Annotated in this window: 15 protein-coding genes; 5 read left to right on the top strand and 10 right to left on the bottom strand. The window is 71.2% G+C overall.

Annotated elements, in window-relative coordinates:
• Positions 1-13: 13 nt before the first annotated feature.
• From ACTWP8_RS29605 to rsmI, 4 genes are all read right to left on the bottom strand, one after another.
• A complete protein-coding gene (locus ACTWP8_RS29605) occupies positions 14-1,423 on the bottom strand; it encodes a ubiquitin-like domain-containing protein (RefSeq protein ID WP_443325157.1) in 1,410 nt (469 codons plus the stop codon).
• Between the two features lie 145 nt (positions 1,424-1,568).
• Positions 1,569-2,486: a TatD family hydrolase gene (locus tag ACTWP8_RS29600; RefSeq protein WP_443325156.1), complete on the bottom strand. Its 918-nt coding sequence runs from the start codon at positions 2,484-2,486 to the stop codon at positions 1,569-1,571.
• A 69-nt stretch (positions 2,487-2,555) separates the two neighbouring features.
• Positions 2,556-3,041, bottom strand: coding sequence for a hypothetical protein (locus tag ACTWP8_RS29595; RefSeq protein WP_443325155.1), 486 nt, complete (start codon positions 3,039-3,041; stop codon positions 2,556-2,558).
• A gap of 260 nt (positions 3,042-3,301) precedes the next feature.
• Entirely contained in the window at positions 3,302-4,153 is an 852-nt protein-coding gene (gene rsmI / locus ACTWP8_RS29590; protein WP_443325154.1) for a 16S rRNA (cytidine(1402)-2'-O)-methyltransferase, read from the bottom strand.
• Between the two features lie 272 nt (positions 4,154-4,425).
• Between rsmI and ACTWP8_RS29585 the strand changes: the two genes are divergently transcribed.
• The 3 genes from ACTWP8_RS29585 (at position 4,426) to ACTWP8_RS29575 (ending at position 9,104) form a co-directional block, all read left to right on the top strand.
• Positions 4,426-6,183, top strand: coding sequence for a dolichyl-phosphate-mannose--protein mannosyltransferase (locus ACTWP8_RS29585; protein WP_443325153.1), 1,758 nt, complete (start codon positions 4,426-4,428; stop codon positions 6,181-6,183).
• Between the two features lie 101 nt (positions 6,184-6,284).
• Complete coding sequence (locus ACTWP8_RS29580; RefSeq protein WP_443325152.1) at positions 6,285-7,991, top strand: penicillin-binding transpeptidase domain-containing protein; 1,707 nt, start codon at positions 6,285-6,287, stop codon at positions 7,989-7,991.
• A gap of 261 nt (positions 7,992-8,252) precedes the next feature.
• On the top strand, positions 8,253-9,104 hold the full coding sequence (locus tag ACTWP8_RS29575; RefSeq protein ID WP_443325151.1) for an EamA family transporter: 852 nt from the start codon (positions 8,253-8,255) through the stop codon (positions 9,102-9,104).
• Positions 9,105-9,169: 65 nt separating this feature from the next.
• On the opposite strand, the gene ACTWP8_RS29570 is transcribed toward ACTWP8_RS29575, so the two are convergent.
• From ACTWP8_RS29570 to ACTWP8_RS29560, 3 genes are read right to left on the bottom strand one after another with little or no spacing between them, the layout of a single operon-like run.
• Positions 9,170-10,543 (bottom strand): hypothetical protein, encoded by a 1,374-nt coding sequence (locus tag ACTWP8_RS29570; protein ID WP_443325150.1) that lies wholly within the window; start codon positions 10,541-10,543, stop codon positions 9,170-9,172.
• Complete coding sequence (locus tag ACTWP8_RS29565) at positions 10,540-11,271, bottom strand: hypothetical protein (protein ID WP_443325149.1); 732 nt, start codon at positions 11,269-11,271, stop codon at positions 10,540-10,542. The genes ACTWP8_RS29570 and ACTWP8_RS29565 overlap by 4 nt, the downstream gene beginning before the upstream one ends.
• Positions 11,268-11,753 (bottom strand): hypothetical protein, encoded by a 486-nt coding sequence (locus ACTWP8_RS29560; protein WP_443325148.1) that lies wholly within the window; start codon positions 11,751-11,753, stop codon positions 11,268-11,270. The genes ACTWP8_RS29565 and ACTWP8_RS29560 overlap by 4 nt, the downstream gene beginning before the upstream one ends.
• Before the next feature lie 423 nt (positions 11,754-12,176).
• On the opposite strand from ACTWP8_RS29560, the gene ACTWP8_RS29555 reads away from it, so the two are divergent.
• Positions 12,177-12,476: a hypothetical protein gene (locus ACTWP8_RS29555; protein ID WP_443325147.1), complete on the top strand. Its 300-nt coding sequence runs from the start codon at positions 12,177-12,179 to the stop codon at positions 12,474-12,476.
• Between the two features lie 26 nt (positions 12,477-12,502).
• Here the strand turns inward: ACTWP8_RS29555 and ACTWP8_RS29550 are convergent, their stop codons facing one another.
• Positions 12,503-12,673, bottom strand: a complete 171-nt coding sequence (locus ACTWP8_RS29550) for a hypothetical protein (protein ID WP_443325146.1) — start codon at positions 12,671-12,673, stop codon at positions 12,503-12,505.
• A gap of 623 nt (positions 12,674-13,296) precedes the next feature.
• Positions 13,297-14,298, bottom strand: coding sequence for a hypothetical protein (locus ACTWP8_RS29545; RefSeq protein WP_443325145.1), 1,002 nt, complete (start codon positions 14,296-14,298; stop codon positions 13,297-13,299).
• Between the two features lie 175 nt (positions 14,299-14,473).
• Between ACTWP8_RS29545 and ACTWP8_RS29540 the strand changes: the two genes are divergently transcribed.
• The gene (locus ACTWP8_RS29540) at positions 14,474-14,932 is read left to right on the top strand and encodes a VOC family protein (RefSeq protein WP_443325144.1); all 459 of its coding nucleotides are present in this window, start codon (positions 14,474-14,476) and stop codon (positions 14,930-14,932) included.
• Between the two features lie 72 nt (positions 14,933-15,004).
• Here ACTWP8_RS29540 and ACTWP8_RS29535 read toward each other — a convergent pair whose 3' ends face one another.
• Entirely contained in the window at positions 15,005-16,204 is a 1,200-nt protein-coding gene (locus ACTWP8_RS29535) for a serine hydrolase domain-containing protein (protein ID WP_443325224.1), read from the bottom strand.
• Positions 16,205-16,560: the final 356 nt, after the last annotated feature.

Below are 16,560 nucleotides of genomic sequence, written 5' to 3'. Positions count from 1 at the left end.
GTGGGGCTGGTGCTCACTGGTGAAGCTTACGGCCGCAGTGCGGCCACGGACTCGCCCCCCGCTGCACGTAGAGCTTCTTGGCCCGGTAGGTCTGCTCGGCGGGCGGGGCGTCCTGCGGCCGGCCGCGCCCGCCGAGCTGCTGCCAGGTGCGGCTGTCGAACTGGTAGAGGCCCCCGTACGTCCCCGACGCGTCCACCGCGTTCGCCCGCCCGCCCGACTCGCAGCGCGCCATCGCCGTCCAGTTCAGCCGGTCAGCGCCCGCGACCGACCGCGGCGGAGGCTTGGTGCCGACGTGGACGACCTGGTCCCGCGGCCGCCGCGCCACCTCGGACCGCAGCTTCCGCGGCTTCTGCCGGACCCCGTTGACCGTCTTCAGCGCGTACGTGACGCGCTCGGCGCCCTGCTGCCCCTGCTGGACGACGACCTCGGTGCCCTGGAAGAGCGTGGGGTCGAGATGCCTGACCGTACGGAAGGGGATCGGCTCCTCGCGCACCTCCTTCGTGCCCGTGATCCGCATGACCGAGATCGTCTGGCCGTCGCGCGGGAAGCTGTCCTGCGGCACGGAGGTGGTGTCCTGGCCGCGCAGCACGATGCCCGCCTGTGCGACGGCCTCCCGGACGGTGGAGGCGTTCGTACGGATCCTGCGCTCGCGCCCGTCGGCCATGAAGGTCACGGTCCGCTCGGTCCACACATCCAGGGCCAGGCCTTGGCGCGAGATCCCGGAGCCGCGCGAGGCGGAGAGGTCCGCGCCCTCTGCGCGCACCCCGAGCTGCCGGAGCGCGCCGTCGACCGTGCCCGCGGTGGTCCAGACGCGGCGGGGGGTGCCGTCGAGGGTGAGGGTGACGGGGCGGGCGTGGCGGACGACGATCTCGTCCGCCGTGGCGAGGGCCTCCTCGGGCGCGGGGGCCACCAGGTCGTGCGGGCCGACCTCCACGCCCTCGTCCTCCAGCAGCTCCTGGACGTCGTCGGCGAAGGTGTGGAGCGTGCGCGACGTGCCGTCGACGCTGAGTCTGACGGACTTGTCGTGGGCGACGAACGCCGAGGTGCCGCCCGCGAGGAAGGCCACGACGAGCGCCTGCGGAACGAGGCGGCGCAGCGCCTCGGGCCGCTCGGCGGCCTTGCGGCGCCGGGCGGCGCGGCGCGCGGCGGCCCGGCCGCCGGCGGCGGGGAGGGTGGGCGGTGGCGGGGGTGGTGGGGGCGGCACGAGTGGCGCGCCGACGGCGGGCGGGTACTGGCGGGGCACCCGTCCGGGCCGCTCCCCCGCGCCGTATGGGACGGGGGCTCCGTACGGTCCGCGCCCCCCGTACTCGTAGGCCTCGTACGGGGTGTACGGCTCGTACGGTCGGGCGTGGCGCTTCGGGTTCTGGGCGCGGCTTCGGCGGGTGCTGCGCGCAGCGCGGTGGCTGCCCTGAGATCTGCTCACGACGCTCCCACTGGTCCGGCGGTCGGCCCGGCCCGGGACTGTATCGAAGGGGGCCGTCACTCTCCAAAGCGGACTCGCTACGCTGTGTTGTCACAATGCGGGCATTCGTTCTGCAAGGCGGAACGCACGCCCACACCCGGCGGGGTCAGTACGCGAACGCGCGAGCCGTGTTCGCGGCCACGGCCGCCGCGAGGGCGTCCTCGTCGAGGCCCTTGACCTCGGCCATGGCGCGCAGCGTGACCGGAATGAGATACGGGGCATTGGGCCGTCCGCGGTACGGCGCGGGCGTGAGGAAGGGCGCGTCGGTCTCCACGAGCAGCAGGTCGAGCGGGGCGACGGCGAGGGCGTCGCGCAGCGGCTGTGCGTTCTTGAAGGTGACGTTGCCCGCGAAGGACATCAGGTACCCGCTCTCGGCGCAGACCTTGGCCATCTCGGCGTCGCCCGAGTAGCAGTGGAAGACGACGGTCTCGGGCGCACCTTCCTCCTCCAGGACGCGGAGCACGTCGGCGTGGGCCTCGCGGTCGTGGATGACGAGGGCCTTGCCGTGCCGCTTGGCGATGTCGATGTGGCGGCGGAAGGACCGCTCCTGCGCGGCGATGCCGTCTGGCCCGGTGCGGAAGTAGTCCAGGCCGGTCTCGCCGACGCCCTTCACGTGCGGCAGCGCGGCGAGGGCGTCGATCTCGTCGAGGGCGGCGTCGAGGGCGGTGTCCCCGCCGGGCTCGCGCGCGCCCTGGCGCGACCAGCCATCGGGGTCGCCGAGAACGATGCGGGGTGCCTCGTTGGGGTGCAGGGCGGCGGTCGCCCAGATGCCGTCGTGGCGGGCCGCGGTCTCGGCCGCCCAGTGCGATCCGGCCACGTCGCAACCGACCTGGATCAGGGTCGTGACCCCGACGGAGGCGGCCTTCGCGAGGGCGTCCTCGACCGTGCCGGACTGCATGTCGAGGTGGGTGTGCGAGTCGGCGACGGGGACCCGCAGGGGCTGCGGCGGCGGGGGCGCGGCCTTGCCGTCCGCGCCGCCGTTCTTGTCCCTGCCGTTGCTGTTGCCGGGTGCCGTTGCCGCCATGGCGGCGATCCTATGCGGGCGGTGCGGCCGGTCCGCAGCCGCCCGCACAGCTCACCTGGCCGGGGTAGCTCACTTGCGGTGGAAGACGTTGAACAGGTCGGAGAGGTGCCCGCGGTGGGTGGTCACCTCGCCCGAGGGCTCCTCGGCGCGGGTCGTGACGGGCGGCTCCATCGGTGCTCCCGCGGCGCCCGCGGAACCCGCCGACGGCCGGCCGGGGCTCTCCTCGGAGGCGAGCAGCGGCCCGGCGATACCCTGCTGCGCCAGCCCCGCCGCCGCGGAGGGAATCTGGCCCGACCGCATGATGCGCACCACATGACCGTCGCAGTTCCGGCAGGTGGGGCGGGTCAGCGGGGACGGTACGCGCCGGCCGTTCGCGTGGTAGGTGACGAAGGCGCGGCCCTGCGGGTCCACGTGGTGCCGAATCTCGTACTCCTGCTCCCAGCCGTGTCCGCACCGCATGCAGGCGAAGGAGTACGCCTCGTGTGCGGGTGGCTCCGCGGCTGCGCCCCGCGGCATCTGGGGAACACCGCGCGAGGTGTCTGCGATCTCACTCATGCCAGCTCCTCTTGTCCAGCGGACAAGCCCTCCGGGACCGGACGTCCCACCTCCAGTGGACGCCCTTATCGGCGGGAACGCAGCAGCCCCGGCCACCTGTTGGTGCAGCTTTTGGGAGTTGGTTGTGGAAGAACCCTTCTGCGCGGCCAGGGCTTTGCCTTTCAGATTATCCCTTTACCTTCCGGTGGTCCCCTGTCGTGCGGCCGGAGCACCGGGCGCGGTTTCCCGGGGCCCGTTCCCCGGGGACAGGCGTTCCTCCGCTACGCGTTCTTCGCGGCCACGACCGCGTCGAAGACCTGCCGCTTGGGCAGCCCGGCGTCGGCGGCCACGGCCGCGATGGCCTCCTTGCGGCGCTCCCCGGCCTCCTCCCGTACGGCGACGCGCCGCGCGAGCTCGGCGGGGTCCAGCTCCTGCGGCCCCGGCGGCGCGGCGCCCTCGACGACGACCGTGATCTCGCCGCGTACGCCCTCCGCCGCCCACGCGGCCAGGTCCTTCAGCGGGCCGCGCCTGACTTCCTCGTACGTCTTGGTGAGCTCCCGGCACACGGCGGCGCGGCGCTCGGGGCCGAACACCTCGGCCATGGCGGCGAGGGTGTCGTCGAGGCGGTGCGGCGCCTCGAAGTAGACGAGGGTGCGGCGCTCGGCCTCGACCTCGCGGAGGCGGCCGAGCCGCTCGCCCGCCTTGCGCGGCAGGAAGCCCTCGAAACAGAACCGGTCGACGGGCAGCCCGGACAGCGCGAGCGCGGTGAGTACGGCGGACGGGCCGGGGACCGCCGTCACCTTGATGCCGTGCTCGACGGCGGCGGCGACGAGCCGGTATCCGGGGTCGGACACCGACGGCATTCCCGCGTCGGTGACCAGCATCACCCGCGCCCCGCCGGCCAGCGCCTCGACCAGCTCGGGCGTGCGGGCCGACTCGTTCCCCTCGAAGTACGACACGACTCGCCCCGCGGGCTGCACGCCGAGGGCCTGCGCGAGGCGGCGCAGCCGCCGGGTGTCCTCGGCGGCCACCACGTCGGCTGCCGCCAGCTCGGTGGCGAGCCGCGGCGGGGCGTCGGCGACGTCCCCGATGGGAGTCCCTGCGAGTACGAGCGTTCCAGTCACGCCCCCCATCCTCCCAGCCGCGGCGTGCAGGGCCGTGCCGCGCCTCCCAGCCGCATGGTTGCGGCTTCGTCGGCGGCCGCGGCCCGGTGGCCGGTTTGTGCCCACCCGTTCCGCCTTGCGGAACGACTGCCCACAAACCGGCGGTCGCGGACGGCGGGGAGGGGGCGTGCCCCCGCAACCAGGCCCCCACGGAGCGCTTGGCACGACCACAACGGTGCAGCGCGAGTCGCCCCCCGAGCCGGGAGCCCCACTCACACAGCCGCGTTCCCTACGATGGCGCGGTGACCAGTGACACCGCGACAGGAGCCCGGCCGGTGGTCGGCGACCACCAGGGCAGCGCGGCCGCGGCGGCCCGCGGGGCCGCGCCGACCGCCTGGCAACTGCGGCTGCGCCGCTTCGGGCACGTGGACCGGCCGCGGACGCCCGTACGGGACCGGCTCGTCCCCCCGTTCCCCGCCCCTGCCCCCCGTCCGTGGACCATGCTCGGCCTGAGCCCGCGGGCCGCCGACCGGCTGGCCCGCTGGTCCGGCTGGGGCGGCCCGGTCCTCGTCGCCCTGGTCGCGGGCCTGCTCCGGTTCTGGCACCTGGACCGCCCGAGGGCAGTGATATTCGACGAGACGTACTACGCGAAGGACGCCTGGTCCCTGCTCCGGTACGGCTACGAGGGCACCTGGCCGAAGAACGCCAACGACCTGATCCTGGCCGACCCGCAGCGCATCCCGCTCAGCCCCGAGCACAGCTATGTCGTCCACCCGCCCGTCGGCAAATGGACGATCGCGCTCGGCGAGCAGCTCTTCGGCCTGAACCCCTTCGGCTGGCGCTTCATGGTGGCGCTCCTCGGCACGCTGTCCGTGCTGATGCTGTGCCGGATCGGCCGCCGCCTGTTCCGCTCCACCGCGCTCGGCTGCATCGCGGGCGCCCTGCTCGCGGTGGACGGTCTGCACTTCGTGATGAGCCGCACCGCGCTGCTCGACCTGGTGCTGATGTTCTGGGTGCTGGCCGCCTTCGGCTGCCTGCTCATCGACCGGGACCGTACGCGGGCCCGGCTGGCGGCGGCGCTGCCCGAGGACGACAGCGGCACGGTACGGCCTGACGCCCGCGTCGGGGACCGGCTGCGGCTCGGCTGGCGGCCGTGGCGGCTCGCCGCGGGCCTGTGCCTGGGCCTGGGTTTCGCCACGAAATGGAACGGCCTGTACATCCTGGCGGCCTTCGGCATCCTCACGATCCTCTGGGACGCGGGCGCGCGCCGTACGGCCGGGGCCACGCGCGCGTACCGCTCGACGGCGTGGAGGGACGCGCTGCCCGCCTTCCTCTCCCTCGTACCGGTCGCGGTGCTCACATACATCGCGTCCTGGACCGGCTGGTTCGTCACCAAGGGCGGCTACTTCCGCGACTGGGCGTCGACCGAGCCGCACCAGGGCGGCGCCTGGAGCTGGCTGCCTGCCGGCCTGCGCAGCCTGTGGCACTACCAGTCCGAGGTCTACAACTTCCACGTCGGCCTGACCTCGCCGCACACCTACCAGTCCAACCCCTGGAGCTGGATCGTCCTCGGCCGCCCCGTTTCGTACTTCTACGAGTCGCCGCGCGCCGGCCAGGACGGCTGCCCGGTGGACACGGCCGGGAAGTGCGCGCGCGAGGTGCTGGCGATCGGTACGCCGGTGCTGTGGTGGGCGGCCTGCTTCGCCGTGCTGTACGCGCTCTACCGGTGGGCGTTCCGGCGGGACTGGCGGGCTGGCGCGATCCTGTGCGGGATCGCGGCGGGCTGGCTGCCCTGGTTCATGTACCAGGAGCGGACGATCTTCCTCTTCTACGCGGTCGTGTTCGTGCCATTCCTCTGCCTGGCGCTGGCGATGATGCTCGGGGCGATGCTCGGTCCGCGCGGGTCGAGCGAGCGGCGCAGGGCGCTGGGCGCGGTCGGCATGGGCGTTCTCGTCCTGCTGATTGTGTGGAACTTCATCTACTTCTTTCCGATTTACACCGGTCAGCCCCTGCCGATGGAGGAGTGGCGCAATCGCATGTGGCTCGACACCTGGGTGTGATGTCGTCCTGATGACGTAGAGTTCGCCGCGGTCGAAGCCTTAATCGGGTGGTTAAGAGCTCGAGGTCGTCCGTGGGTCACCGGAACTGTGGGGGTTCTGTAATGCGGAGTGGCGGGAAGATCGCCGCCGACATCCGCGGCGTGTTCGCCGCGCGGAGCGGCGGGAATATCGCCGTCATCGGCGGCGTGTTCGCCGCGATGGTGGCGGCCGCGGGATTTGGGGCGTACAGCCTTCTGAGCAGTGACGACTCGGGTGATCCGCTGAGCGCAGCCGCGGATGCCAAGCCGTCGCCGATCAAAACGGGCCCGCCCAGCGCGACCGAGGTCCAAACGACCGCGCGGAAGTTCCTCGCCGCGTGGGCGAAGGGCGATGCCGCACGGGCGGCCGCCTTCACCGACAGCCGCGAGGACGCGGCGGCCGCGCTGACCGGCTACCGCAAGGAAGCGCGCATCTCCGGCGTATCACTCAAACCGGGCCAACGCACCGGCCAGACAGTGCCGTTCGACGTCAGCGCCGTGATCTCGTACGGCGGCAAGAAGGCCACCTGGACGTACGACTCCGAGCTCACGGTGACCCGCGGGCAGCTGGGGCAGGCCCTGGTCGACTGGAAGCCCTCGGTCGTCCACCCGGGCCTGCGCCGCGGCGACACCCTCAAGACGGGCGAGGCCGAGGCCCCGCCCATCAAGGCCATGGACCGCAACGGCAAAGAGCTGACCGAGAAGGAGCACCCGACGCTGCACGGCGTGCTCGCGGGCCTGCGCGAGCGGTACGGCGACAAGTCCGGCGGCGTGGCGGGCGTGGAGCTGTGGATCGCGCGCGCGAAGGCGAACGCCGCAGGGGCCGGTGACGCGAAGGAGCGCCCGAACGAGACCCTGAAGGTGCTGTCCAAGGGCAGGCCCGGCACGCTCCGCACGACACTCGACGCGGGCCTGCAGTCGGCGACCGAGCGGGCGGTGAGCAAGCACGGCAAGGCGTCGGCGGTGGCCCTCAAGCCGAGCACCGGCGAGATCCTGGCCGTCGCCAACTCTCCGGCCGACGGCTTCAACACCGCGTTCCAGGGCTCCTACGCCCCCGGTTCGACGATGAAGGTCATCACCTCGTCGCTGCTGCTGGAGAAGGGCCTGGCGAGCTACGACAGGCGGCACCCGTGTCCCAAGTACGCGACGTACGGCGGCTGGAAGTTCCAGAACGACGACAAGTTCGAGATCAAGAACGGCACGTTCGCGCAGGCCTTCGCCCGCTCCTGCAACACGGCCTTCATCACCCAGGCCGAGAAGCTCGACGACAGCTCGCTGAGCCAGCAGGCGCGGGACGTCTTCGGCATCGGCCTCAACTGGCAGACCGGCGTCCCGACGTTCGACGGGTCGGTGCCGGTGCAGAGCAACGCGCAGATGGCCGCCTCCCTGATCGGGCAGGGCGCAGTCCGGATGAACCCGCTGAACATGGCGTCGGTCGCGGCCACGGTTCGTACGGGCACCTTCAAGCAGCCCTACGTCGTCGCCCCGTCGGTCGACAACCGGCAGCTGGCGAAGGCCTCCCGCTCGCTTCCGCCGGACGTGTTGAAGCAGCTCCAGTCCCTGATGCGGCTGACCGCGTCGGCGGGGACGGCGGCGGAGGCCATGGCCGGGCTGGGCGGGGACGTCGGTGCGAAGACGGGCTCCGCGGAGGTCGACGGACAGAAGAAGCCGAACGGCTGGTTCACGGCGTACCGGGGTGACCTGGCCGCGGCGGCGGTGGTCCCGGAGGGCGGGCACGGCGGCGATTCGGCGGGTCCGGTGGTCGCGCAGGTGCTGCGGGCGGGCGGCTGACGGATCGCGCGGGCACGGGCGGCTGAGGGGTCGCACGGGGGCGCGGGCGGCTGAGGAGCGAGACGACGGCGCGGACATCCGGGGCGTCCGGGAAGTCCCCAAATCCCACTCGCGTGGCCATTGCACGTACCGCTAGCGTCGCCCCATGCCCACAACTCCAGAGTCCAGCACGGACACGGCCCACCCCCCATGCGCGGCAGCGCTGCGCGAGCCCGGCCTCGAGGTCGAGGTGCGCCTGATCGCCGTACGGGAGCGCGGGGCATGACGCTGCTGGTCACGGCGGCGGTGCTCGTGGCCGCGGTCACGCACGCCAGCTGGAACGCGATCGCCCACAACATCAAGGACCAACTGGTCGCCTTCTCACTGATCGGCGCGGCGGACGTGGTCTGCGGCCTGGCGATGGCGGCGTTCGTACCGCTCCCGCAGGCCGCCGCCTGGCCGTGGCTGATCGCGTCCATCGTGCTGCACCTCGTCTACCAGGCGCTCCTCATGCGGTCGTTCCGGCTGGGCGACTTCGGCCAGATGTACCCGATCGCGCGGGGCACGGCGCCCCTGGTCGTCACCGTCCTGGCCGCGGCCTTCATCGGCGAGGTGCCGGACGGGTGGGCATCGGCGGGCGTCGTGGTCGCCTCGGCGGGCCTGGTCGGCGTCGCGCTGTGGGGCATCCGCGAGAGCGGGACGCGGCCGCACTGGCCGGCCCTGACGGCGGCCGTCGCGACCGGGCTCGCGATCGCCTCGTACACGGTGGTCGACGGCGTCGGCGTTCGCTCGTCGGGCACGGCCCTCGGCTACACCGCCTGGCTCGTCTCGCTCCAGGGCCTGGCGATCCCGGCGTACGCGCTCGCCACCCGCGGCCGCGAACTGCTCACCCAACTGCGCCCGGTGGCCACTCGCGGCCTGCTCGGCGGAGCCCTCTCCATATCCGCCTACGCCCTGATTCTCTGGGCCCAGACCCGCGCCCCGCTCGCCCCGATCGCTGCGTTGCGCGAGTCATCGATCATTGTGGGCGCGGCGATCGGCGCGATCTTCTTCAAGGAACGCTTCGGCGGCCCACGAATCGCGGCAGCGGGCCTGATGGTCCTGGGCATCGGCCTGATGCTGCACGCGAGTTGACGCGGGTTGACGCGCGAAGTGCGAAGTGGGGTCGACGCCCCGCGCGGCCCCGGAAGGTGCGAGTCTCAATCGAGCCATCGATCGAGGGTGGCGTGGAACTTGACGATCCGGCGTTTCACATCAGGGGATGCGTTGCGCTTCATCGAGCCGGCCGTCTTTGCAAGGCCCCGCAAGGGGAGAGAGGACGTCAGGGGGCCGATCCTGTGCAGGGATGATTCCAGTTCATCGACGGCTTCTTCCGTCCGCCCCACATCCCTCAGCACACTTGCACGCTGGTTGATGCTCCTCAGCGCGGACTCGGACAGGCCCACCCGGTCGGAGATCGTTATCGCCTCCGCCAGTTCATCGAGGACATCTGGCAGGACGGCGCGCGCCGATGCGCTGTCGGCCGCCTTGCCGTCGACACCTGCGGCGAGCAGCCACGCCGCCCTTGCGTACTGGGTCAGCGTATAAATGCGATAGGCCTCGTCGCGCATGAGGCGCGCCTGCGCGCGGTTCACGTCCGCCAGTTCTTGCGCCCGGCGGAGGTGATTCCGCGCCGCTGTGAGCTTACCTCCGCCATTCATCTTGTTCGCCTGAGAGAAATGTGCGCTGACGAGCGAGTTTCGAGCCATGATCTCATTCTCGCGCAGCCCGAGTTGCTCACTCACCTGAATACTCTTGTTCAGTTTCTCGATTCGCGACGCAGCGTCACCCGCGCACATCGCATGCAAATGCAGGGCGATCGCCTGGTAGAGATCGGTGATGTCATCCTGGATGACCGTGGAGAAGTGCAGAGCGGCCTCATCCCTTCGCCCCGCCACGTACGCGCGAAAGCCTTGAAAGAATTCGATCACTCGAGCATGCTCTTCAAGCAGTGGCGCTTGCCGCAAGGCAAGAGTTGACAGCCACATCCGTGCGGCACTCAGATCCCGGTAGGGAGCCGATTCAAAGGCTTCGCCGAATTTCTGCGCAGACTCCCCGGCATGCACTCCGGCCAGATAGAAGGCCAGCCGGCTCTGTACGAACCACCGCTCCATCTGGGCGAATGTGTCGTCGTCCTGCTGATCCAGGAGCTCAAGCTCGCTGATCGCTCTCGTCTCGCGCTCGGCAAGGATTCTGTGCGCCCGGCGAAAGACATCCTCGTCGTCCCGCATGAAACGAGCCGCAAGGCGGGGAGCGAGAGACTCATTGATACGCCACCCGGAAGCCGTCTCTTCCACGAAGGGTGCCTTCAGGAGACTGTCCACCGCAGCTTCGAGCTCTTCCGGCTCTTCCGGCTCCGAGTTCTCCCCGCTCCAGAGTTCACCGGCAAGCTCAAGTAAGTCTTCCCTGTCGGCGGACAGGCAAATTCCGAGCACCATGGCGACTTTGCCGTAGACAGCGCCTCCCATACCCAGCACCACGTCGGCGAGAGCTTCCCACTCATCCGGAACGGTCGCGTTGAAGTCCGCCGTCACAGCAGCTCACCATGGTTCTCGAGAGGAACGTAGGTCAGCAGCTCGAGGTGCGTGTAGGCATACACGGGAGAAATCTTTCCCTGGGCCGGATCAAAATTCTTCGCCACGTACTCTGCCACCCCGGCCGGGTTACCGCCCCGTTGCTGGATGATACTGCGAAGGGTGCCTGCCACCTCCTGCTTCGTAAAGCTTCGCAGCTTTATCGTCCTGCTCGCAGGGAACGCGCGCCACGACTTGCCGTCCTCCCCGATCACGACCCAGCAGCCCCCGACGGTTTCGCCCAGTCTGGCGAGGTAGGAGAGGTCCTGGGTATCGGGAGCGGCATCCTGGCCGAGCGCCGTGACAATGACGGCAAGGCCTGGCGATTCCGCTATCGGCCGCAGAGCTTTGGTGACGCGGTCAAAGAAACTCTCGAACGAAGTATTCGCGTTGCTCGCCTGGAGACTAAGTCCCGAGTACTGAAGTCCACTCTGCTCTATTGTCCAGCGAGCGAGATCTTCGAGGACGTAACGGACTGTATTCAGTCGGCTGTACCCCGCATCTCGCACATGGCGCGTACGCAAACCCGCGTTCTCAAAAACCGATTTCGCTATGTGCGCAGCGTGGGTCGGCCCCTTGGAGTTGTCGCCGAGAACAGCAAGCAGACCGCCTTGAGATGCCATGGCGGCACACTCCGAACGCAACTCCTCGCGATCAATTCCGAGCCAGATTCCCTCTATGGAATTCATACCGCACTCCCCCCGGGCGTACCACCGGCCACCGCTGCCTGAATCCGGAGCACCCGCCGCGCCTCTGGCAAGGCGGACTTCACTTTGTCGAGCGGCGCCATCAGCAGCCGTAGTGTTTCTTCGCGATAGACATCTCTGGTTGCCTCATCCGGAGCCAGTTGGCTGATCTGGAGGGCAGTCGGCACCAGATCGAGATGGTGATTCGCATGGCCCACCTCGCGATACAGGTGGCTGACCGCCTTCCGGCGCTTCTCGTTCATGTATCGACGATTCGGTGATTCGACCAGCGCTTCCCACGCTGTGGTGGGCAATGACGGATACAAGGGAACGGCAAGGTGAGGGTGGTTCAAGCGTTCCTCTATGGCCTTCGCAATGTCGGCTACCTCCTCCCGCAACAAGCCGAGCAGGAAGCGGTAGCCCCGGTAGTTACGGATGGCTCCGGTGACGAGCTGGGCAAGTACCGCAAGTACGGCCCCGCTCACCGCACCGACGAAGACCGCGATCGGGATCTCGGCTCCCCCGAGATGGACAACTCCCGCTGGAGCGTTCGGGGCCGGGCTGGACGTAGCCGTGAGAGCGAAGGATTCACACACGCCACCATGGGCCGCGGACAGGCATGCTGACGCCTTGAGCACTAAAGACAAGCCGCTGCAATCCTCTCCGGCCTCTCTGTGAGGCTCCTCACGTTTGTCGATGCTACTGGCCGCCCGAGCCCTGTGTCAGTGGAACGTCACTCGTCGTCAGCTGCCGCGGAATGCCCCGCGGCGCAGCGGTACGTACGCGGTCAGTGACCAGCGCAGATGTGCCGTGTGACGGCCGCAGCTCGCAGAGGCGGAAGCGGGCGCGCGAACCTACCGTGGTCTGTGAGAGTCATTGAGCGGAGCAGTCGGCCCGAGGAGGCCGTGATGGAGGAGCACTTCGTCTGGATGACAACGCGCCGCATCAAGCCGGGGAGGCTGGAGGACTTCGAGAAGGCGTGGCAGCCTGCGCCTTACCCCGAGGGGCTGCGTCACGCCTACGCGTACTGGTCCGAGGACGGACTGGAGATCATCGGGGTCTCGTTCTGGGATTCCAGGGAGTCGTGCGACGCCTGGCGGACCTCCAAGGCGGAGGCGCAGCGGCGTGCGGCGATGGCCCCGTTCGTCGTCGAGGAGCGGGAGGCGTTCTACCGCGGCCGCGAGCTCGCCGTCCCCGCGCGGCGGTAGCGCGCGCCCGCGCCCCGGATCCGGCGTCAGCCCAGGGTTGCGCCCGGCTCGACGGAGGCCGCGGCGGCCGCAGGCGCGGGCTTCCGCTGGGGCGCGCCGTGTTCGGGCCTGCGGGCCGCGGGCGGGTGCGGCTGCGGCGTGCCCGAGTGCCGCCGGCCCGGAGCGGCCATCAGACGGCGCTGCGGCAGTGCGGCCATCAGACGGCGCTGCCGCCGGCCCAGCCTCGGAGCCAGCCGGTACGCGGTGCCGAGCACCAGCAGGCCCGCGGCACCGGCGACGTACCCGGCCCTGCGCCGATACGGAGACCAGCGCGAGCAGCGCGACCGCCCGCCAGGACTCGGGCTGCGAGCGGCGGAGCCCGACGATCAGGTAGGAGCCGGCGACGGCGGTCAGCAGTCCGCGCAGCGGAGCGGTGGGGTGCCCGCCGGCGTACGTGGTCCCGAAGGCCGCGAGCAGGAGCAGCCCGATCGAGAGATCCAGCCAGGTGCGGAACGTGCCCGGCCGTGGGGCGCGTATCAGCACCGCGGCCAGCCCGGCCAGCCCGGCCAGCCCGGCCAGCCCGGCCAGTATGGCCAGGCGCGGTGGCGTGACGACACCGGTCAGCTGGTCGTCAGGGAGGCAGTCGGTCGCGGAGTCCAGCAGGACGACGGCCGTCGCCGCGAGGGGCACGACCTGGGCAACAGCTACAACAACCGCCGGTCGGAGCCCACCGACATGGTCCGCATCGATGCCATGTCGCCCAAGCGTGGCCCGGCAGCGGGTACGCCGAATGTCATGCACACGAATTGGCAGAGAGCGGGTACGCGACGACCGGTTCAGGTCAGGACCGGTTTCGGCCGCCTGATGCCGGGGGCGGGGGCGGCGGTGGGGTCCAAGGGTCCGCCGCGACCGTGGCGACGGGCCACCGCGGGTCGGGAGTCGCTCGTGGATCACGCTTCCGCAGCCGTTCGGCCCACTCCGCCGACCACCTGACCTGCTCGGTGTGCAGGGCGGGCCGCGAGAGCTTCCCGATGTGCGGATAACAGGCCGCGATGACCTGGGCGAGGACGAGGACGGTTTCGGCGTCGGATGCCGGGTGGCCAGGGCGGTCGTACGGAATGCCGTACCAGTCGGCGACCGCGTCACGTGCCCGGCCCCCGCTGCGGAATTGGTCCGCGTGCCGGTCCAGGACGAGGGGATCGGCGATGGGGGCGAGGCCCTCCGGGCAGCGGGCGGCCAGCGAGGGCAGGCCGTGGCGGAGCAGTTCGCTCTCCAGCAGGCTCAGCACCCAGGGGGCGTGCCACACCACAAGCGGGTTCTTCGTCGCGAGGTGCGCGGCGAGGGTGTCGGCGAGCCGGTCGAGCGCCTCCGCGGCCGGGGCGCCGCCGGTGCGGGCCATTTCAGCGGTGATGCCGTGGCGCTCCCCGACGGGGTCGAGCTGGACCTCGGGGCCGGGGTCGATGAGCAGGTCGAGGCCGGTGCTGCCGTCGGTGGACCGTACGGCGGCCGCGACGACGCGGTCGACCGTAGGGCGGTTGCCGGTGGCCGCGATGTCGAACGCCATCAGGGTGCGGCTGTGCCATCCCTTGTGGCGGCGGCGAGGTGGCGGGGCTTCCTCGGGGAGGCAGGAGCGGTGGTACGTGGACCAGTGGCCGTCGTGGCCGGAGCTGCGGTCCCGTTGCCTGAGTCCTTGTCCTGCGGGGACGGTGCGCAGGCAGACGGGGCAGGTGTCCTCGTACCGGTTGACGAATTCCGGCCGGTCGGCTTCAGGTCGGCCGACTTCCGCTCGGCCGCCTCCCGGCCGGTCGGCTTCAGGTCGGCTGGCTGCGCTGTACTGCCGCATGTCTCCAGGATGCGGCTTCCGCTCGCCCTCAGGGCGTCCAACGCCCGGTCGCGGCCGGGCACCCGCCTGCGGCCCGTTGGCTGACGGCCGTTGTCAGTGGCCTCGCCTAGCCTGCGGGAACGGGTGGTGGTGCTCGTTTTCCGCTCTGCTTCCGGCGGAGCCGACGGGAGGAATCATGGCGACGGCATTCCAGGTGACGATCGACTGCGCGGATCCGGCGCGGCTCGTGCGGTTCTGGGCCGAGGCGCTGGGGTACGAGCCCGAGCCTCCGCCGGAAGCGTTCGCGAGCTGGCGGTCGTACTGGCTCGACATGGGCGTGCCGGCGGAGGAGTTGGGGGATGAGAGCGCGGGCGAGGGGGCGGATTCGATCGTCGATCCGGACGGGGTCGGGCCCCGCCTGTGGTTCCAGCCGGTGCCGGAGGGCAAGGTGGTCAAGAACCGGGTGCACCTCGACCTGAAGGTGAGCGGCGGTCGCGAGGTTCCGCTGGAGACCCGAAGACAGCGGGTCGACGCCGAGGTGGAGCGGCTGGTGGCCGCGGGTGCGACCCGGCAGCGGGTCCTGGGGTATGCGGGGGTGGACTATTACGCGGTGGTGATGCAGGACCCGGAGGAGAACGAGTTCTGCGTCGCCTGAACCGCTGTCAGTCGGCGGGGGCCACGGGGCGCGCAACCCGCGTGCTGAGCCGCCGCGTTCACCCCTTTCGCCTCAACGGCCTTGCGCCGCATGGCAGTCACGGAGCGCCCGCACCAGGGCCTGGGCCCGGGGGTCCGCAGTGACGTTTTGCTGCATGCCGTTCGTGACGTACGCGAAGGCGGTGCCCGTCTCCGGGTCGGCGAAGGCCAGGGAGCCGCCGCGGCCCGGGTGGCCGAAGGAGGCCGGGGAAAGCAGCGGGGATGCGGGGCCGTGCAGCATGTAGCCGAGGCCGAAACGGGTGTTGACGACGAGGACGCGGTCCGGGCCCGCGGACTCCTCCGTACGCGCGAGGGTGAGCGTCGCGGGCGCGAAGAGCCGGCGCCCGCTGTTCGCATCGGGGCCGATCAGCGCCGCGTAGAAGCGGGCGAGGGAGCGGGCCGTCGCAACGCCGTTGGAGGCGGGCAGTTCGGCAGCCCGGTAGGCGGGGTCGTTCTCGTCCGGGAGGGGGTCGATGGCGCCGAAGGCGCGGCGGGTGAGGGAGGCCGGGTCGCGGTACGCGTCGGAGACCGAGCGCTTGGCGCGGACACGCAGGCCCTGGGCGGCGGGCGGGGTCGGCGTCTCGACGGCGGCCAGCCGACCGACTCGTGCCCGCTCGGCCTCCGGGAGGCCGATCCAGAGGTCGATTCCGAGCGGTCCCGCTATCTCCTCGGCGACCCAGCGGCCGATGCTGCGTCCGGTGACCCGGCGGACGATCTCGCCGAGCAGCCAGCTGTAGGTCTGGGCGTGGTAGCCGTGCGCGGTGCCGGGCTCCCATACGGGCGCCTGGGCGGCTACGGCCTCGGGCCCGGAGACCCCGTCGCCCGCCTCGGCCGGGGTCAGCGGGGTGTCGAGGACGGGCACTCCGGCACGGTGGGAGAGCAGGTGCCGTACAAGCACCCGGTCCTTGCCGTTCGCCTTGAACTCGGGCCAGTACGTGCCGACGGGCGCGTCCAGGTCGAGCTGGCCGCGCTGGTGGAGCAGGAGGGGGACGGCGGCCGCGACGCCCTTGGTGGCGGACCGTACGACCTGGGCGGTGTCCTGGGCCCAGGGCGCCGGACGGTCGGCGCCGGGGCCTGCGTCGGCGTCCGCCGTGCCCGCCCACAGGTCGACGACCTTCCTGCGGCCCACGTACACGGCGACGGCCGCTCCGCGGTCCCCGCGCTGCTCGAAGTTGCGGACGAAGGCCTTCCGGACCGGCTCGAAGCCGTCGGCCACCATGCCCTGGACGTCCACCACTGCTCTCGTACTCCCGCCACGAATGTCTTTGCACCGACCTCCCATGGTGCATGGCGGACGGCCGCGCCCCGCACGCGGGTCCGTCCGCGCCTCCGGCGCGGTCCTCCCCACCCACCCACCCATTGAGGGGCTCCGCCCCTCAACCCCACCCCCGCGACGCCGGGCGGGCGCAGCCGCCCCACCCGGGCGCCCCCAAACCGACGCTTCGCGCCGGGATTTCCCACCCCCTGCCCTTTCAAGGGCGGGTGGGGGATGCCCCGCCGCGGGCGCGGGCCCACCGCCTCTGTCGTGTGCGCGCCCGGTCGGCCCGCGGACGCGGGCCCGCCGCTGCCACGCGGAAAGCCATGCCCGCC

The sequence above is a fragment of the Streptomyces sp. 7N604 genome (assembly GCF_052245475.1).
In the GTDB taxonomy this organism is placed as follows: domain Bacteria; phylum Actinomycetota; class Actinomycetes; order Streptomycetales; family Streptomycetaceae; genus Streptomyces.
This window is presented reverse-complemented; position numbering and strand designations above follow the sequence as displayed.